At 33.9% G+C, this 20,735-nt stretch carries 16 protein-coding genes and 1 riboswitch; of the genes, 13 read left to right on the forward strand and 3 right to left on the reverse strand.

Annotated features, from left to right (window positions below; genetic code table 11):
• Positions 1-2: 2 nt before the first annotated feature.
• From trpC to dusB, 9 genes are all read left to right on the forward strand, one after another.
• Positions 3-785 (forward strand): indole-3-glycerol phosphate synthase TrpC, encoded by a 783-nt coding sequence (gene trpC / locus JAZ75_RS05220; RefSeq protein ID WP_168127904.1) that lies wholly within the window; start codon positions 3-5, stop codon positions 783-785.
• A 74-nt stretch (positions 786-859) separates the two neighbouring features.
• Positions 860-1,375 carry an RNA polymerase sigma-70 factor gene (locus tag JAZ75_RS05225; RefSeq protein ID WP_021192365.1) on the forward strand — a complete coding sequence of 172 codons (516 nt, stop codon included), beginning with the start codon at positions 860-862 and terminating at the stop codon, positions 1,373-1,375.
• Between the two features lie 44 nt (positions 1,376-1,419).
• Positions 1,420-2,058, forward strand: coding sequence for a hypothetical protein (locus JAZ75_RS05230; RefSeq protein WP_021192364.1), 639 nt, complete (start codon positions 1,420-1,422; stop codon positions 2,056-2,058).
• A 142-nt stretch (positions 2,059-2,200) separates the two neighbouring features.
• Complete coding sequence (locus JAZ75_RS05235; RefSeq protein WP_232789362.1) at positions 2,201-3,289, forward strand: DUF4374 domain-containing protein; 1,089 nt, start codon at positions 2,201-2,203, stop codon at positions 3,287-3,289.
• A gap of 406 nt (positions 3,290-3,695) precedes the next feature.
• Entirely contained in the window at positions 3,696-6,086 is a 2,391-nt protein-coding gene (locus JAZ75_RS05240; protein ID WP_208700444.1) for a TonB-dependent receptor, read from the forward strand.
• Positions 6,087-6,112: 26 nt separating this feature from the next.
• Positions 6,113-7,369 (forward strand): DUF4374 domain-containing protein, encoded by a 1,257-nt coding sequence (locus JAZ75_RS05245; RefSeq protein WP_132771573.1) that lies wholly within the window; start codon positions 6,113-6,115, stop codon positions 7,367-7,369.
• A gap of 82 nt (positions 7,370-7,451) precedes the next feature.
• On the forward strand, positions 7,452-8,585 hold the full coding sequence (locus JAZ75_RS05250; protein WP_208700446.1) for a PepSY-associated TM helix domain-containing protein: 1,134 nt from the start codon (positions 7,452-7,454) through the stop codon (positions 8,583-8,585).
• Between the two features lie 10 nt (positions 8,586-8,595).
• The gene (locus tag JAZ75_RS05255; RefSeq protein WP_208700448.1) at positions 8,596-11,037 is read left to right on the forward strand and encodes an outer membrane beta-barrel family protein; all 2,442 of its coding nucleotides are present in this window, start codon (positions 8,596-8,598) and stop codon (positions 11,035-11,037) included.
• Positions 11,038-11,344: 307 nt separating this feature from the next.
• Positions 11,345-12,343, forward strand: a complete 999-nt coding sequence (gene dusB / locus JAZ75_RS05260) for a tRNA dihydrouridine synthase DusB (protein ID WP_132771576.1) — start codon at positions 11,345-11,347, stop codon at positions 12,341-12,343.
• Positions 12,344-12,355: 12 nt separating this feature from the next.
• Here the strand turns inward: dusB and JAZ75_RS05265 are convergent, their stop codons facing one another.
• Genes JAZ75_RS05265 through JAZ75_RS05275 form a run of 3 tightly spaced genes read right to left on the reverse strand, consistent with a single transcriptional unit; the run spans position 12,356 to position 15,364 of the window.
• Complete coding sequence (locus JAZ75_RS05265) at positions 12,356-13,867, reverse strand: oligosaccharide flippase family protein (RefSeq protein ID WP_208700450.1); 1,512 nt, start codon at positions 13,865-13,867, stop codon at positions 12,356-12,358.
• An 11-nt stretch (positions 13,868-13,878) separates the two neighbouring features.
• Complete coding sequence (locus tag JAZ75_RS05270) at positions 13,879-14,160, reverse strand: acylphosphatase (protein WP_021192356.1); 282 nt, start codon at positions 14,158-14,160, stop codon at positions 13,879-13,881.
• Between the two features lie 34 nt (positions 14,161-14,194).
• The gene (locus tag JAZ75_RS05275; RefSeq protein WP_206368607.1) at positions 14,195-15,364 is read right to left on the reverse strand and encodes an amidohydrolase family protein; all 1,170 of its coding nucleotides are present in this window, start codon (positions 15,362-15,364) and stop codon (positions 14,195-14,197) included.
• 630 nt (positions 15,365-15,994) lie between these two features.
• A riboswitch (TPP riboswitch) is annotated at positions 15,995-16,120 on the forward strand.
• 60 nt (positions 16,121-16,180) lie between these two features.
• Here JAZ75_RS05275 and JAZ75_RS05280 point away from each other — a divergent pair.
• From JAZ75_RS05280 to JAZ75_RS05295, 4 genes are all read left to right on the forward strand, one after another.
• Entirely contained in the window at positions 16,181-18,601 is a 2,421-nt protein-coding gene (locus JAZ75_RS05280; protein ID WP_208700453.1) for a TonB-dependent receptor, read from the forward strand.
• Between the two features lie 130 nt (positions 18,602-18,731).
• Positions 18,732-19,190, forward strand: a complete 459-nt coding sequence (gene dtd / locus JAZ75_RS05285) for a D-aminoacyl-tRNA deacylase (protein WP_021192354.1) — start codon at positions 18,732-18,734, stop codon at positions 19,188-19,190.
• 4 nt (positions 19,191-19,194) lie between these two features.
• Positions 19,195-19,521, forward strand: coding sequence for a nucleotide pyrophosphohydrolase (locus JAZ75_RS05290; RefSeq protein ID WP_021192353.1), 327 nt, complete (start codon positions 19,195-19,197; stop codon positions 19,519-19,521).
• A gap of 150 nt (positions 19,522-19,671) precedes the next feature.
• On the forward strand, positions 19,672-20,733 hold the full coding sequence (locus JAZ75_RS05295; protein WP_208700455.1) for a hypothetical protein: 1,062 nt from the start codon (positions 19,672-19,674) through the stop codon (positions 20,731-20,733).
• Positions 20,734-20,735: the final 2 nt, after the last annotated feature.

The following is a 20,735-nucleotide window of genomic DNA, read 5'->3' on the forward strand; positions in this document are numbered from 1 at the left end:
AAATGACAATTTTAGATAAAATAGTTGAACGAAAACGAGTAGAAGTCTCAGAAGCTCAAGCAAAAGTTTCTATCGAAGAACTTAGTGAATATCCGCTCTTTAGTAGAACTTGTTATTCGCTAAAAGAATCCGTTCTTGATCCACAACGTACGGGGATAATCTCAGAATACAAACGCGCCTCCCCTTCCAAAGGCGTCATCAACAACATTAACACGGTATCAGAAGTTGTCAAAGGATATCAAAATGCAGGCGCTTCTGCAATATCAGTATTAACAGATGCTGATTTTTTTCAAGGAAGTTTAAAGGATCTGGAAGAAGCCCGATCAGTATTAACCATACCTTTACTTCGTAAAGAATTTATAATCGATAAATATCAGATCGCTGAAGCAAAAGCCTATGGTGCTGATATTATTTTACTAATAGCGGCATGTTTGACCAATGAAGAGGTAAGCGAACTCTCCAATTACGCTAAAACTTTGGGTCTGAATGTACTTTTGGAGGTTCATAACGAAGAAGAATTAAAAGGAAACCTATTTGATACAGTTGATGCCATTGGCGTAAACAACCGTAATCTGAAAGACTTCTCCGTATCATTAGCGCACTCTTACGACTTAGTCAATAAAATTCCAGATACTTATATTAAAGTTTCAGAAAGTGGAATTTCAGACCCTCAAACAATCCGTGAATTAAAAAGCATTGGTTATAATTCATTTCTTATTGGCGAAAATTTTATGAAAACAACTGACCCGGGGAAAGCATTATTGGAATTTGTAAAAGAAATATAAAAACTATTTAAATCCAATCTAAATAAGAGTATATTTGCTTCTTAAAATCACAGATTAAGTAGCCGCTTCTTATTTTGGACACAAAAATTTTTATCATAAATAAAGATAGCTTTGAGCAAATATACCTTCAATATTGGGAAGGTATGTTTGCATTTTGTATCAAAAATATCCAAGATGAAGAAGTTGCAAAAGAAATCGTTCAAGAAGTTTTTAAATCATTATGGGAACGGCGTGATGATCTTCGTCTTCTAGAAGTTGAGCGATACTTAATCAGAGCTGTTAAACTCAAAACCTTTGAATATATACGTAATAAAGTTACGCGCCAACATCATTTAGAAAACATAATTAATACAGCGGAAAACCACTATGTAGAGCATCCCTTAATTGCTCAAGAACTATCGGAGAAGATTTCATCATTAGTCAATAAATTACCCGCTCAATGTAAAAATGTTTTTCAAATGAGCAGAGATCAAGGTTTAACAAATAAAGAAATAGCCCATAAATTATATATATCAGAGCGAGCTGTAGAATATCACATTTCCAAAGCTTTAAAAACGCTAAAAACTGAATTAACCGAATATATTAATTAAATAAAAAAGAAATCCTGTATTTTTGCTATTAAGGATATAAGCCGATGAAAGTTGATCAAAAGTTGATAGAGAAATATCATTTAAACCAATGCACTCCAGAAGAAAGAATTCTTGTGGAGGAATGGCTTGTAGATGATAATTTGGACTTTTCTCCACTATCACTTCCTCAATTTGACAAGTCCCATATCCAATCACAGATCTGGGAAAACATTGCCGCTAATATAATTGAACCAGCCCCGATTAAAGTTGATAATAATAGAAAAAGACTAATACGTTACATAAGTATCGCTGCTTCAATCGTAATTTTATTCGGCCTCTTTATCTATAAAAACAATATAGATAAAGAAATTAGTTATGCCATTTTTGATAATAGCACAAGTGCAAATTCAAAGTATTTTGAAAAAAATAGTTATGAACTAATTTTAGGAAAGCATGCTACAGCAAAAATTAATGTAGAAACTGGAGAATTTTTTTCAATGGGTACAATGGTTATTATTCCAAAGAAAGATTTCGAATTTAGTTTTATTGGAACTAGAGAAAAAAAGGAATTAAAAAATGGAGAAACATATTTCATTCTAAACTCCAAAAATACAGGCAAGCAAATTATTCTCTCCCAATCGGAACTCACTTTTTTAGCACCAACAATACAGAATCAGCTTAAATTACAGTTTAACATTATATAACAAGCCTCTATTAATAACTTCAATTTCCATGCAATTAAAACCTATTTCTAAAACTCTTCTACTTTTATTAATAGTTTTCTTTATTGGTTGTTCGAGTAGAGACCAAAGTAACAGTAGTTCCAACAACTACAGCTTGTATATTATGAATAAGAATTTGGGAAATACCATTGTAACAACTAATTCTATAGATTCGGGGACAATAAATATTCTGAAAGATGGTATCGACTTACCAACACAATATTTTGATCGAAGCATCATCGTACATAATGGCTTTTTCTATCATATAAAAAGTGGAAAATTCATAAAATTCGAAATGCAAGAAAATGCATTAACAGAAATAGCTGCGATTCCGATGTCCAATCAACATATAGAAAATATGAATTGGCAAGGAAAAGATACGTTATTACTTTTTACGCTTGACAATAAAACATATAGTAAACTGCACTACTATAAAATAGATGTAAAGAAGTTCGAGATCCTACAAAAAGAAGAAATACATTTACCAGTTGCTCCAAGTAAATTTCCGATAGTTTCAATAGGATTCAGCACATTACATCAGAATAATCTCATACTGGGATATACATACAATAAAGTAATCAACGAAACAGATTTTACGACTATTGACACCATGTATTTTGCAACATTAGACCCACAAACGCTAAAGATAAAAAGCATACAAAAAGATAACCGATCCACCTACCCAGGAGGAGTCAATACAGTACAGTCTTACAGTTTTCATGATGAGAGAGGAAATTTCTATTTTATGAGTTGCCCAGGAATTGCTTTAGGAAACAATCTCAGTAAACCTACCGCAATATTTAGAATACCAAATAATACAACAACAGTAGATTCAAGCTATTTCTTTAATCTTACCACTACAAATCAAAATCATGCCTATGGCATGTGGTACTTAGGGAATAATGAAGCAATCATTCGTAGTGAAAGAAAAGACCTTTATAACGATTTCAGCGATCATCATTCAACTTATCAATTTGAATATTATGTTGTAGATTTATTAAAACAAACAGCAACAAAGCTAACCCTACCCTACGATAAAGGAACTCGCAAAGAATCTGTTCTTGTGGAGAATGGTAAGGCATATATTACCATTGACGATAAAGATGATAATCATCAAGTTTGGATATACAATATTCAAACTAAAAAGATAAGTACCGGACTAAAATTAGACAAAGAGACAGATTTCATTGTCCGTATAGACAAACTAAATTAGTTTTTATAACTGAAAATAATTCGCTCCGAATATCTTACCACTTATCATTTGAATATTGTTAAATAAATCAATTTAAAATCAACTTGATTTTTGCTTTGAAACCTCTTCGACCAAGAAATATTGTCTCCATACAACAGTATTAAACCTTTCTCTTCTTCTTGCTAACTCCCTAATTCGCTATCTATCTTTTTATGCCGCTAATCAATGATGATATTTCAATTTGACATTATCTTCATAAATCTATTCCAAAACTGAGTAGCCTAAAAACTAAATAAATTTAGATGTATAAATTTTATTAGCCTAAAAACTAAGCAAATAGCACATTTTATAATCTTTTTCTCACTCTGACCTTCGGTATATTTGGAGTTACGCAACATCTCTATGTATAATTAATCTAAATAAAGGGATGTCGAATTTAAAAATAATATGGTTAAGTCTATATGTAATCATATCGTTTACTGCTTACGCACAACAGAGAGGAGAAATAAAAGGAAGAATAAGTACCACCTCAAATACACCTATTGAGGGTGCAACTATTACAATTCTTGAAACAAATCAAGTGACCCAAGCTGATAAAAGCGGTTTATTTTCAATAAAAAATATCGCTTTTGCCAACTATACTATACGAGTATCTGCTGTTGGATTCAAAGCCAAGGACAGAACTTTTCTTATTAGCCAGAAAAACACTGAAGTGCTATCTATAAAATTGGCTTCAAAACAGACAACAATGGATGAAGTCGAAATCGTTGCAAGATCCGAAGCAAAAGAAATACAAAAGCAACCATTTAATGTTACAGCAATCGATGCGAAGAAATTGTACAATACAACAATGGATATTGGTCAGGCATTAAATCGTGTTTCGGGTGTTAGACTGCGAGAGTCGGGTGGTGTAGGATCAAACATGAATTTTAGCTTAAATGGTTTTTCGGGCAATCAGGTTAAATTATTCGTTGATGGAATTCCCATGGATAATTTCGGATCGTCCTTTCAGTTAAACAACATACCGATCAATTTTGCAGAACGAGTTGAAGTCTACAAAGGAGTCGTTCCCGTATGGCTAGGCGGCGATGCATTAGGTGGAGCAGTCAACATTGTAACCAAAAACCAGCCGGGAAAATATTTAGATGCTTCATATTCATATGGCTCATTTAACACCCACAAAACTTCAGTTAATGCCGGATACATTGCTAACAACGGTTTTACAATGATGCTTTCTGCTTTTCAAAATTATTCGGACAACAATTACTTGGTAAATGTAAGATCATACAATTTTGACACTGGAAAATTTTACCCCGCCGAAAGAAGAAAACGTTTCCACGATGCATACAGAAATGAAACATTAGTATATAATATGGGCGTTTCTAATAAAAAATACGCTGATCAGCTCCTTTTTGGTATTACCCTCGGCCAGAATAAGAAAGAAATCCAAACGGGTAATCATATGGAAGATGTATATGGAGGTCGAGAAAGCCAAGGAAACATTGTACAGCCGACTTTTAAATACATCAAGAGAAATTTATTGACAGCAGGTTTAGATGTAACGATAAACGCTCGATACAATTTCGGTACGGAAAGAAGTTTGGATACCGTCCCAAGAAGATTCACTTGGACAGGAGAAAGTATACCTAAAAATCCAAAAGATCCGAATGCTCCAGGAGGAGAAAATGACTTAACAGATTACCGCTACAAAAACAACAATGGTAATCTTACGGCCAATATCTCTTATGCAATTAACAAGAATAATAGCATTATGATCAATCATTTGTTGACAACATTTGACAGAAAAGGAAAAGATCATTACTATCCAGATTTAGAAGTTAATAAGCTCCCACGCAAAACAATAAAAAACATTACAGGAATCGGCTATAGAACCTCCATACTTGATCGTTGGGATGCTAATATTTTTCTAAAAAACTACAATCAAAATGGAAAATACTTCAATGAACTTGAGAAGGAAACTTATGAGAATGTGGAAATATCAATCAATAAAATTGGATATGGCTTAGCTACTTCCTATTTCCTGAATCCAGACATTCAACTAAAAGCTTCCTATGAGAAAGCATACCGACTTCCCGATAATACCGAATTATTTGGTGATGCCATCAATATTAGTGGTAATCCTGGTCTAAGACCCGAGAGTAGTGATAATATCAACTTAGGTTTATCATATGCTTTAAAATTACAAAAAAACCAACAAATTATCATAGATGCCAATTACATATTCCGCAATGCTAAAGATTTTATACGCCAGTATGTAGGACCATTAAGCAGCAATAATAAAAGAGAACTTAAAAGTGCTAATCTAAGAAGTGTACGAAACAATAGTGTTGATATCAACTTAAAATATTATTTCAAGAACCTGTTTTCAGTCGGAGGAAATATGACTTACCAAAACCTGATCAACACAACTAAAGTTGAACCTTCGCAAATTATACAAAGTAGTATCTACAAAGATAGAATGCCAAATATGCCCTATTTATATGGTAATGCTGACGCGGCTTACTATTTTCACAACGTCGGTAAACAGAATAATACTTTAACGGTAGGATATAATCTTCAATATATACATGAGTTCTTTTTAGATTGGCCAAGTTTAGCGACCCCATCTCAAAGATATAGAATCCCAACACAAGTATCACATGATGTAAACATCATCTATTCTTTAGCATCTGGAAAATATAATATCGCTTTAGAATGTAATAATCTAACCGATGCAACACGTTTCGACAATTTCGAAATGCAAAAGCCAAGTAGATCTTTCAATATTAAGTTCAGATACTTTATACGTACAAAATAACAATCACAATTCAATAAATAAATACAATGAAAAAGTTAAACACTTTAAAAATGCTGACCCTAGCATGTGGCGTTTTAGCCATCACTGCATGTTCAAAAGACAATCCTTCTGATGGAGGAAGTGATACCGGAAATTCCGGAAAAAGAGAAAAATTTGTTTTTATCGTAAATGGACAAGGTAGTGGAGAAGCTGGAACTTCAGGTAATTATATCCTGTCAACAGATAATGTAAGCGATGGAACACTCAGTATTGTAGGTAACGGTATGCCAGCGACAGAACAATCCTTTATCAATCAGAACAACTATATCTTTGGACTAACATATGGTGGTCAAGGACCGATAACCCCTTACAACATTGATAGTAAAGGTGAGTTCCAGAGACTTAAAGATGAACAAGTAAATGCTGAGACATCAGGTATTTATGGACATTTTGGAGACAAAAATATTATATTAGGTACCACAAATAGAAGTATTGTTAATCCAGTGGCAACCCTAAGAAATTACGATGCTCAAAATTTCTCTATAGCAAATAAAAACACCGTTGATCTATCCAAAGTTTTAGGCGGAAAAAGAATGGCCATCTGGACCGGCGTGTTTCAAGTCGGAAATAAAATATATGTACCTTTTCAATCTGGAGACGGATCAAACAACTGGGGCGGTAATTTCACAACCACCGACACTACTTACATCGGTATCTTCTCTTATCCTGAGCTAAAATTCGAAAAAACAATTAGAGATGGACGTGGTTCACATATTGGAAATTGGTGGGCACAACAAGGTCTTGCTGTAGACAACAAAGGTGATGCATACGTTTGGTTTTCAGCAAATGAAGCATCTTTAGCTTCTAAAAACAAATCAGGATTTCTTCGAATTAAGAAAGGAACGGATGAATTTGATAAAGACTATTATTTTGATATTGAATCATTAGGAAATGGCAAAATTGCAAGAGGAAGTTATCTTAAAGATGATAAATTCTTAATGACAGTTTATAATAAAGGCGAACAAGCTGAAGGTGTAGGAGGTGGATTAGTAAAATTATACATCGTCGATATTCAGACAAAAAAGATGACTGAGATCAAAGAAATTCCTGCCCATGAACAACAAGGATATAAGGACGTCGTATTTGTTGAAAAAGATGGCAGTAAAGCTTACTATGCATGTCAGAGTTTAGAAGACAAACAATATTATACCTATACAATTGACATCAATAATGCAACAGCCAAAAGAGGTTTAAAATTTGTCGGTGTATCTGGTGTTTCGTCCATGAGTAAAATCAATTACTAAAAATAAAAATCCATTTATTCTGTCAAAGAAATACTTTGACAGAATAAATTTTATCACTTTATAAATAGCGCTTTAAATTATTATGCTCAGCAAAATTAATGCATGGCTACATCTTTGGTTAGGACTAGCGGCAGGCATACCTGTTGTTATCCTAAGTATAACCGGCTGTGTACTTGTCTTCGAACATGACATCAAAGAATTCACTACAAATTATATTCGCGTAGAAGCACAAAGATCAGAAGATCAGCTTCCTCCATCTGCAATCTACAAAGCTGTAAAGACAGCCATTCCAGACAAAGAAATAGCTAGTTCCTGGTATTATGGTTTAGATAAATCAGTTAAAGTAAGTTTAGACCACTCCGATAGTTTAGTCTATGTCAATCCTTATACAGCTGAGATCCTAGCTGTTGTTAATCATGAAGATTTCTTTCATTTCATGGATGAGGGGCACCGTCATCTATGGATGCCGAACAAGATCGGCCGTCAAGTAGTCGGCTGGAGTACTTTTATATTCTTTTCACTACTAATCACTGGTCTTATTTTATGGTGGCCAAAAAAATGGAACAAAAGATCTCGTGAGCAGAGTTTTACCATCAAATGGAAAGCGCGGTTCAAACGAGTAAATTATGACCTGCACAATGTATTAGGATTTTACGGACTAACCATAGCCTTAGTTATGTGCCTTACAGGGTTAATCATGAGCTTCCCGTGGATGCGCAAATCAGTAGTTTGGCTCAGCGGAGGATACCCGAATAAACCTAAAGTAGAACAAGTTGAAAAAGAAATACCTGATGATCAACCCTTGAATGATGCATTGGTTGTTGCTGATCAAATCTGGTATAAAGTGCGCCATGAATATGCTCGCCATAACAAAGAAGCCGTTATCGTCCACTACCCTGAAGCCGAGGATAAATCCGTATATGCATGTACAGATATGGAAAACGGTATATGGCGTGACTTAAATTTTGATCGTAATACGCTAGAATTAACAGGCAGAAAACAAGGTCCCATTGATGATGCCAATACCACAGAATGGCTAATGCGCGCAAATTATGCCTTACATACAGGATTCATTGGGGGAATGGCTACTAAAATAATATATTTTTTAGCATCACTTATTTGCGCAACATTACCGATTACTGGTTTCTATATCTGGTGGGGGAAAAAGAAAAAAAAAGTAAAAAAATCAAAATCTATTCATCCAATAACATCTTAATCTTGCAGACATGTTTCATCATTGCAACTACTTACTTAGTTTATTTCTAGTTTTTACTTTATTTGTTGCCAGTGCTCAAAATTCTGCTAAAATCATGGGCCGTGTCCTAGATGAACAGAACGAACCTGTACCCCATGCACAAGTAACTTTACATCGCGTTCATGATGGAACTGTCGCAAAAATTATTACTGCCGATAGCATAGGGAATTTTATTTTCCCTAATGCACCATATGGAAATTACTATGTGCATATAAAAAATATGACACACGAAGATTTTAAAACATCTCAATTCATATTAAGCGAGCACGTGAATGCATATGATTTTGGGAAAATTGTATTGCTTCAAAACAATGCTTATCTGAGTGAGGTTGTCATCAATAAACGCAAGCAATTTATAGAACAACATCAAGATAAAACCATTTTCAACATAGAAAACTCTGCATTAGCAGATGGTAACAGTGGATTAGAACTTTTGACCAAAATTCCAGGTATAAGTCTAGATGATAATGGAACCTTCAGTTTAAAAGGAAAATCTGGTGCTTCTATCATGATTAACGGAAAACTTACCTACCTCTCCGCAGATCAGCTAGCCAATTTGTTAAGAAGCACATCCTCAAACGATATAACAAAAATTGAAGTTATGACTAATCCTAATGCCAAGCAAGATGCGGCAGGAACATCAGGGATAATCAATATCGTATTAAAAAAAGGATTGAAGCAAGGGTTGAACGGATCTGTTTCCGGAAATATGGGAGCAGGTCGCGGATTACACCTAGGCGGTAGTTTAGACCTAAATTACAGAACAGAAAAAGTAAATATCTTCGGAAATTACAATCAATACTTTCAAAATTTAGAGTATTACAATTCATTAATACGCTACTTTTATAAAGATGCGCAAGCAGAACCAGAAACCTTCTCCCAACAGGAAAACAAAATTCAACCGAAACTGCGTTCAAATAATTTCAGAGTTGGTATGGATTTTTATTTAAGTTCAAAACAGACTTTGGGATTTCTAGTAAATGGAGGCTTTGGTAAATATCCAAAATATGAACCAACCACCAATCATTTTAGAAACTATGCGACAAAAGATCTCATCTGGTCGGCTTCAACCATAACCGAAGGAAAAGAAAGATGGGAAGACATGTTATATAACATCAATTATAACCTGAAGTTCAACGAAAATGGACATGAACTAAAAGTGGATTTTGATATGATTGACCATTATTCCAAAATGGATCAAACACTGAATACTAAATACAGTAATGAAAATCAAAATAATATACGCCCCTTATCATCACGCACTGGCGATATTCCCTCAGACAGTAAGGTTTATGTTGCAAAAATTGATTATACCCTCCCTTTTAATGACACTTTTAAGCTAGAAACTGGTTGGAAAGCAAGTCATATCCGGACAGAAAACGATTTGCGGTATGATACATTGCTAAATGAGAGTTATGTTCCAGATCTATCGACAAGTAATCACTTCATTTATAAAGAAACGATACAAGCAGGTTATGTGAATCTATCAAAAACTTGGAGCAAATTTTCAACACAAGTAGGATTACGAGCAGAGCACACATCTACCGATGGTAATCAAATAACTTTAAATGAACAGTTCTCTAAAGATTATTTAAAGTTTTTCCCATCAGCATTTTTATCTTATAGTATCAATAACAATCATAAAGTACAACTAAGTTATAGCTATCGCATCGAGCGTCCATCCTTCTGGAGTCTAAACCCATTCCGCGTCTATACAGACCCCTTCTCCTATTCAGAAGGAAATTCAAAACTAGATCCTGCTTACGAGCACGCTTATGAAGCTAACTATACGCTAACTAACAAATATATATTTACGTTAAATTATGCAGACAGATCTAATGTCGTAAATGATATTATAGGATTAGATCCTACAAACAAACAAATCACTTTTGAAAGACCCGAAAATATCGGTTCATTCAAAAATTTTGGCGTATCATTCATGGCTCCTACACAATTATTTTCCTGGTGGACAGCTACACATTTTGCAAACTATTACAGAAACGAATATGAGATTCCACAAGAAAATGAACTAATCAAAAGATCAGGCAATACGTTATCATTAAATACACAAAATACTTTCAAACTACCCAAAGATTGGTCTGTAGAGATTGGAGGAAATTATAATTCTGGTCTGACCATTGGTTTAACGAATATCAAAAGTTATGGACTTATTTACAGTGGAATACAAAAGAGCATTTTAAGTAAAAAAGCAACGATTAAGCTGGTCGTTAACGACATATTTCATACCAATAACCGTCGATATGAAACAGTATCCAATGCAGTGAGATTAATAGGAAAATCAAATCCAGATAGCAGAACAGCAATTTTATCATTCAATTACCGATTTGGAGGTTCAGATAACAGAGCAAAAGAACGCTCAACAGGTTCGGAAGATATCAAAAATAGATTATAAAAATCAACACGATGCAGAGGTGATATTCCACACCAGTATAAATAGAAAACAGCTATCAAAAGAAATTGATAGCTGTTTTCTATTTATACTTATTCGAGCGTTGTAAATACGAACAACTTTGAAAACTTCAGAACATATATCCTTACTAATTAATCTCTTTACGAAGAAGCACATTTTAGCAAGAAACCTGCCCTGCATATTAATAAACAATAAAACATGAATTTCCTAAATCATCATATGACATTCATATCAAAAACACCATAAATAGAACTATCTCAAAATTGTTATCTTTGTAAAAAAATCAAATATGTCTGTTAAGATTGGCGAAAATATAGATTTAGGAGACTTTCCATTATTGCTAGCTCCAATGGAGGATGTAAGTGATCCGCCATTCCGTTTTGTTTGTAAGCAAAATGGGGTAGATATGATGTATACGGAATTTATCTCTTCAGAAGGATTAATTCGAGACGCAGCAAAATCACGTAAAAAGTTAGATATCTTCGAGTATGAAAGACCAATAGGTATACAAATCTTCGGTTCCGAAATCGAACACATGAGACAGTCATCCGAAATCTGCACATTAGCAAATCCAGATCTAATCGATATTAATTACGGTTGTCCAGTTAAAAACGTTGCTTGCCGTGGAGCAGGTGCTAGTTTATTGCAAGATATCGATCGTATGGTCGCAATGACAAAAGCAGTCGTGGAAGGAACACATCTACCAGTTACTGTGAAGACCCGCCTTGGCTGGGACGATGATACCAAAAATGTTTATGAAGTGGCAGAACGTTTACAGGATATCGGTATTAAAGCTTTATCAATACATGGACGTACACGCGCACAAATGTATAAAGGGCAAGCAGATTGGTCTATGATTCGTGATATTAAGCGTAATCCACGCATTAAAATTCCAATTTTTGGAAACGGCGATGTAGATTCTTTAGAAAAAGCAATTGCATGGCGCCAGGAATATGAAGTTGATGGTATTATGATTGGTCGCGCCTCAATTGGATATCCTTGGATATTTAGAGAAATAAAACACTTTTTCAACACAGGAGAACGTTTAGCCGGTCCAACAATTGCTGAACGTGTAGATGTGTGCAGAACACATTTGGTTAAATCAATTGAATGGAAAGGACCTAAAACAGGTATTTTCGAAATGCGTCGTCATTATTCAAACTACTTTAAAGGTATACCAGACTTTAAAGAATACAGAATGCGATTAGTCAGTCTTCAGACATTCGAAGAGATCCAAGAAGTGTTAGACGAAATACAACATAACTTTGCAGAAGAAGCTATTTATTAAAAATAGCTTCTTCTAACTTTTAGACTTCAACATCTTCATTACCGTTTTCCTCTCGACAAAAACGGTTCCCAATAAGTAAGCAATCAACATCATATTGCCAATCCAAAAATTCCGGTCAAATACTATGTAATGGATATAAACGATCATAGTACCAACCAACATATAAGCCCCAATTTTAAAGATCTTATAAGGAATTGGATAATTCTTTTGTCCCCAAAAATAGGATAAAAATACCATTACACCATAAGTTATGGTCGTCACATAAATTGCACCGACATAGCTGTAGCGCGGAATCAGGATATAACACAATATAATTGTAATTAAAGCCCCAATACCTGAAATATAGAGACCGTATCGTGTTTGATCAGAAAGTTTATACCACACAGAAAGGTTCATATATATCCCAAGCATCACATAGTTGAATAAAATAACAGGAATAATAAATAGACCCGACCAATATTCTGCACTCTCTGAAGCAGATCCTCCTTGAATAAAATACTTAAGCCATTCAATATTGACAGACAATCCGATCATGACAACCATCATAGCAATCACAAAATATTCCATGATCATTGCATAAACCTTTTTCGAATTATCATTTTTGGCATAGGAGAAGAAAAAAGGTTCGGCTCCTAAACGAAATGCCTGCACGAAAATGCTTAAGAAAACAGCAATCTTTGCAATAGCACCATATATACCAACATCTCGATCAGCAATACTTTTCGGTAATAATTCAGGCATTAAAATCTTATCTAGGTTTTCGTTTATGATAAATGAAATATTAGCGATCAAAATAGGAAAGCTATATCGAAACATATCACCTAACAACACCCGATCAATTTTAAAATTAAATGTTCTAATCTCGGGCAACAGCATCAACAATGTCACTGCACTCGCTACAAAATTAGAAATAAACACATAACCCAACCATGAATCTATATACCAGCTAGAAAAATATGGTTCATTATCCGGAAAATGTTGAAGTAAATAAGGTATGAAGACAATGAATGTCAAGTTTAAAATAACAAATGTGATGATATTGACTAACTTCAATACGCCGTAGCGCAATGGCCGACCATTAGCACGAACTTTGGCAAAAGGAACAACAGCAAGTGCATCAACGACTAAAGTAAGTCCAACAAAGTAAATATAGCTTTTATATTGACCTACAGAGTCAATATTTTCTTTTGCAAACCAATGCGCAATGTCATTAGAAAAAATAAGAATAGTTAATAGAAAAATTAAAGAAGTAAAAATGGTGACAACAAAGCTATTATTGAATACTTTAGATTTATCCTTCTCCTCAACTTTCTGTAAATATCTAAAATAGGTTGTTTCCATCCCAAAAGCTAGGAATGCATTGATCATAGCTGCCCAAGAATACATATTCGTAAATATTCCATAGGTGGAAGCTTCAAATTTACGAACGAAAATTGGCGTTAAAACAAAATTCAGTAATCTAGAGATGATAGTACTGAGACCATAGATCAAGGTTTGACCAGCAAATTTCTTAAAAACAGACAAGATATTAAGATTTATTTAGACGATTTTTTTAGCACTTCAAAATTCTTAAAATCTTCCCAGACGCCCTCTTCACAAATCACTTCTTCCACTACTGCGCGCTCAGGTCCCTCTTCACAGAATTCTTTTAAACAATCTAGAGCAAAATCATCACCCTCTGCCTCAATATAAACAGAACCATCCGCTAAATTTCTAACAAACCCTTTAATACCCAATTGGTCGGCAACTGCTTTGGTAGATAACCTAAAATAAACCCCCTGTACTTTTCCTTTGATAGAAATATTAACATGTTTCATATCAACAAAAGTACAGAAGATTTTGAGTATTTTACTATGCTAATCTTTGCACCGTAACTTTATCAGATAATCTAAAATGTTCCATATTTTTCAATAGAACAAGACCTGGTTTTTTACCAACTTCAATTGAACCAAATTTATCATCGATATTTAAAGCCTGTGCCCCATTAATAGTAGCCCACTGGATAGATTGCTGAAAATCTAAATTATCAAAATGTTTATGTAACACTTTTAATTCATCTAAAATTGAAAGCTTATCATTGGATGCTAAACTATCTGTACCGATTACAATTTTTTGATTATCGTTTACAAAGTTCATTACTTTTGGCAATTGACCTTCAATATAAAGATTCGCCTTCGGACATAAACACCATACGATATCACGGCCCATTCGGTCCACAAAATCAAGGTCTTTCAATGACGTATACGTATTGTGAACCAAGATCAACTTATTAGGATGAGGTAAATATGGTAAATATGACTGAATTGAATTTCTAGCCTGAGCTTTAAACAAATCAGGATTTTTCCCTATTACTTTAAAGAAATCGATAAATCCTCCCGTTTTATAACGAAATAATCTATTTTCTTCATCACTCTCTTGATTATGAATACTGATAATATTAACATCAGAAACCGCTTTTTTAAATTTCTTCAGAAGTATTTTCGAACAAGAATAAGGAGCATGTGGTGTAATTGAAGAATGTGCTGGATCAAATTCATGAATCAAATCCTTAGCCTCCTGCAATCGACCATCAGCTTCATCCGGCTCTACTCCGAAGACTTCAACAAAAGTGTGGTAAAGAATCTTACTAGACTCCTTAATGTTAGATGTGTTATCAGAATTCACGTGATCTCCAACTGCCACAATACCATTATTGTACATTTCTTCATCAGCAGCAGCCATCGCTTTATCAATCACTTTTAAAGAAGTGCCACGACTTGTCATAACCGAAGAAAGAAAAGCTGGTAATCCAGTTTTTTGCGGAATCGTACCCTTCATATGGGACAATTCTAAGTGACAATGCGCATTAATAAATCCAGGAACAATAACTCCTTCAAATTTTTCAATATGCTGGCCGCTCAATTCTACGTCTTTACTTTCATAAATCCCAAGGATTTCACCATCATCATTAACTTTTACCACTCCATCTTTAATAGGTAAAGATGTAATTGGTAAGATATAGGTAGCGCTAAAATATTTCATTATTATAAAAACTTTAATAGTTACTTAGCATTCAGGTCAACGCAAAGGAACTGTGGTTATTAACGTTAAAATTCGTGCCAAAATTTAGTAAAAAAAATATTACCATTAAAAAAAACAAATTTACACAATTAGTTTAATTATTTAATCGTGATAAAAATCAAAGACTTTTAGATAAATTAACTTATAAGAATGTAACATAAATTTAAACCTTAATAAAAACTCCCTTGTTGCTAAAAATAATTAACATGAGCTAAAAGTTTGAATTTTAGCATATTTTTTGAAGGTAGGGAATAAGTTTAAATTCAGCCAATATATTATCTAAAAACCACAATTTTATTCATTTTTGTAGCGATTCAATGACGTTATGTCAGTGAAGCATCGATAAATCATGGAATTATAAATGGACATCCTTTTAGTTATTAAAAAAAGAAACTGGATCAATACAGCTACTTTAAAATCCGAAAGAAGCTAAAGATAAAGCAACACAACATTCATCATAATACAATCCTATAAACGAAAATCTATTCCACTTATTTTTACGAGCAAAACAAATTGATATTCCAAAACTCAATTCCTCAACATCCATTTTTACATTATATTTTTAGTACAGATTTTATTTAATACCTTCGCATTATCAATAAGGGGTGCCTTGTTCTACGAACACGAATAAAGGCTGAGATTATACCCAACAATACATTTATGTGTTGTGCACCTGATCCAGATAATGCTGGCGGAGGGAAAAGGTTAGTTAAATAAGTGAAAAACTGTTGTAACCCCTAGCAATAGTTTGTTTAACTCAAAATTCAATTAAAAAACATGATTAAAAATTTAATCAGCACAGTGCTATTTCTAGGAATAACATTATCCGTATCAGCTCAAAACGCTTTATCCATCAAAGTGTTAGACAATGAAACAAAAAAATCGTTACAGGGCGCAAGTATCGTTCTGACAAAAAATCAGAGTAAGAATTTAACAACTGATCGAAATGGCACTTCAAAGTTTTCAGGATTACCTGATGGACAATACGCCATAACAATCTCTTACATAGGCTATAGTACAGAAAAGAAGCAGATTGATCTGGTACAAAATACTGATCTTGAAATCTTTCTAAAACCACGTGCTATAAAAACAGAAGAAGTCCTGGTCATGGCAACACGTGCCAAAAACAACTCTTCTACAACCTATAAAAATATTAGCAAACAAGATATCGCTAAAAACAATTTCGGACAAGATATTCCATACCTACTAGATCAAACACCATCTGTCGTCATAGGATCGGACGCAGGAGCAGGTATAGGATATACTAATATGAAAATAAGAGGATCTGATAATGCCCGCATAAATGTAACATTGAATGGAATTCCGTTGAATGACGCGGAAAGTATGGGCTCATTCTTCGTCAATCTTCCCGATTTTGCATCCTCTACCGAGAGTATCCAGATTCAAAGAGGAATTGGAACTTCTACAAACGGGGCGGGATCATTCGGGGCATCACTAAACATACAATCCAATACACTCGAAAAAGAGCCGTACGTAGAATTCAACAACTCTTTCGGTTCTTATAATTCTTGGAAAAATACTTTGAAAGTAGGTTCAGGACTACTAAATAATAAATTTGCCTTTAATGTTCGTCTCTCACGTATCTTGAGCGATGGCTATATCGACCGAGCATCTTCCGATTTAAAGTCTTTTTATGTAGATGGAGGTTATTATAGTGACAAACATATTTTAAAGGCCATTGTATTCTCTGGCAAGGAAAAAACATATCAATCTTGGTACGGAACACCAGAGCCAAGATTAAATAATGATGTAGAGGGGATGAAAGATTATGCCGTCAATGATGGCTATACACAGCTAGAAACAGAAAATCTACTAAATTCTGGTCGCACTTACAACAAATACCTATATAAAAACCAAACAGACAACTACACGCAAACACATCACCAGTTACATTACACCAATTTTATCAATGAAAAACTAATTTTTAATGCGGCATTACATTACACCAGAGGTGCAGGCTATTACGAAGAATTCCGACCTGAAGACGACTTTTCAAAATACAATTTACCACCAGTCATTTCAGGAACCGATACCATCAAACAAACCGATTTGGTAAGGAGAAGATGGTTAGATAATTACTTCTATGGGACTACCTTTTCCTTCAACTATAATCCTTCACAGGCAATAAAATTGACATGGGGTGGAGCTGCAAATCAATATAAGGGAGATCATTACGGTGAAATAATCTGGGCAAAATATGCTTCCGCCAGCAACTTAGGGGATAAATACTATCTCAATGATGCTAAAAAAGATGACATCAGCACATTTCTGAAAGCAGACTTTACATTCGAAAAATGGTTATTATTTGCGGATATACAGTATCGTAATATTAATTACCAAGTAAAAGGTGATGACGATAAAATCAAAGGAATGGATTTTAAAAGAAAATTCAATTTTGTAAATCCAAAATTAGGAATTACTTACCTCATCAATGAAAATTCAAATTTATACGCCTCATATGCCTATGCTAGTAAAGAACCTGTCAGAAATGACTTTGTTGATCTAAAAGGAAACAATCCCAAACCAGAGAAAATGCAAGATATCGAAGCTGGCTACCGCTTCAATAATGAAACATTTAACATCGGTACGAACTTTTATGGTATGTTCTATAAAGATCAACTTATTCCGACCGGAGCACTTAATAATGTAGGTTCTCCATTGAGAATGAATATCCCAAATAGCTATAGAATAGGCTTAGAAGTAGATGCCGCATGGAAAATTTCAGCGTACTTTGGTTGGAAAGCAACAGCGGGACTAAGTCAGAACAAAATCAAAAATTACACGGATGAAACGAGTGGAGAATTCATTAAAAAAACAGATATTGCACTTTCTCCGGCAACTATTTTATCAAGCGAGTTCACTTATCGCCCTCTTCGTTCAGTAGAAATTGCACTATTATCAAAATATATTTCAAGACAATATCTGGACAATAGTTCAGCCAAAGTAAGAAGTATAGACCCTTCATTTGTAAACAATATTAGAGCTATTTATAATTTCTCCATATTAGGTTTGAAAAATATAGACCTTGGACTTACTGTCAACAATATCCTAAATGAAAAATATCAAACCAACGGATATACTTGGGGTTATATGGACGGTACATCTCGAAAATATTTTAATTTTTACTATCCACAGGCTACAACAAATTTTATGTTAAGCCTAAACGTAAAATTCTAATAAAACAACTTGCGCCTTCAACATTATTTTAAGGCGCAAGTTGTTTTACAGCATTTTCAAGATCCATGACGTCAACAATACTTAATCAGATCAAACTCAATAGTTGGCATTTTTTTCTTAATATTGTCCTATGCGTGCAGTAATACAACGAGTTTCCAAGGCGAGCTGTTCGGTCGATAGCAAAATAACAGGTCAGATTAAAGACGGCTTACTAATCCTTATTGGGATCGAAGAGGAAGATACAATTGAAGATATGAAATGGATGGCACAAAAATTCGTCAATCTTCGAATATTTAATGATGAAAACGGTTTAATGAATAGATCGGTGCTAGACATACGTGGTGAAATATTACTTATATCCCAATTCACATTATTCGCACAAACAAAAAAAGGAAATCGCCCCTCTTTTATCCGTGCAGCCAAACCAGATAAAGCACAGCCAATGTACATACAAATGGCCCACTATCTTAGCACTTTAATAAACAGCGAAGTGCAAATGGGAATATTTGGTGCAGATATGAAAATTGATTTATTAAATGATGGGCCCGTTACCATCATAATGAATACACAGGATAAAGATAATTTCTAATACTATGACAATAAAAGAAGCACAGGAGACCATTGATAAATGGATCAATACAACAGGTATTCGCTATTTTAATGAATTAACAAACACAGCAATGCTAATGGAAGAAGTTGGAGAAGTTGCTAGAATTATGGCAAGACAGTATGGCGAACAATCATTTAAAAAATCTGATAAAGAAGTAAATTTAGCGGATGAAATGGCCGATGTTCTCTTTGTATTAATGTGCCTGGCCAATCAAACCGGTATTGATTTAACAGATGCGCTAGAAAAAAATTTAGAGAAAAAATCAATCCGTGATGCCGATAGACATAAAAACAATGAAAAATTAAAGTAATACAACATTACTATAATTTAGTTCGTTATATAAGTATCAAATTAATTTTAATACAGTTTGCATGCAAACTGTTGAAGGGCTGTATCAAGAAACTTGATACAGCCTTTTAATTTCTTTATCTTTAATGCAGATCATTAATTCCCTCTGGAAATGAATTTAACACATTACGTCCATACATTAAAACACCATGTGCTTTTAGCAATCTTACTTACAGGATTAACACACGCTTCAGCACAAGATAGAAATAAAGAATTTACCTTTCAATATGACCCTCAGGAAATCGTTAATGGTAGCCAATACCAAAAGATCCAGATCCTGGATTCAAGAAAAGATACAACTCATTACGGAATCATACAAAAAGGTTTATTAGGAAAATCCGCTACTGTAGTTGCAAATCCAGCTCTTGAAGATCAATTGCAGAAATATCTAGAAACAATCAGTAATGGAAATACGCAGAGAGATACATTGCTTTTGCAAATTCGAAGATTATCATTTTCTGAAATTGGTGGTGGAATCAAAGAAAAGGGCTTTTTTGATTTCAGAGCAAATCTATATCAAAAAAAAGGGAACAATTATTTCCCATTAAATCATATCGACAGTAGCTTTCAAGTTTCAGGAATCGATGTCTCCAACAAATTATTAAAAAAAGGAAGCCTCATTATAGATTCATTCATTCGTAAAAATTTAAAAGTAAAAGACATATCGTCCGAATCATTAACCTTACAGGATATCCAAAACATTGATTACAAGGAAAAAGAGAAATTACCATTATATGCCGCAGAACATCTCGTTGACGGGATTTATATGAGCTATGAAACTCTAAAAAACCAAAAACCAGATTATCCGCTAGTTGATGAGAAAGATAAAAAAGGCAAAATCAAATACTATTATTACACCAATGAAAAAGGGAAAAAAGTAAAATTAAAAGATTCACAGATATATGCCGTGGTAGATAATGACGAAACCTATGTCTCCACAAGTTTTGGATATTATCCACTTGTAATGGAAAATGACGAATACTATTTCTATGGTTTAGCAGAAGAAAACAGTACGAGCTTCTCGATATCAGCAGGCATAGGATCAGGTTTTGGATATGGAGGTGGAATGATTGGAATTGGAGTGGGATCAGCACCTTCAAACATTAAGCGATACAAAATAAAAATTGACCATGTAGATGGAAATTTTGAAAAAATAGAACAACTACCTAATTAAGA

It is taken from the genome of Sphingobacterium sp. UDSM-2020 (assembly GCF_016132525.1).
Lineage (GTDB): Bacteria > Bacteroidota > Bacteroidia > Sphingobacteriales > Sphingobacteriaceae > Sphingobacterium > Sphingobacterium anhuiense.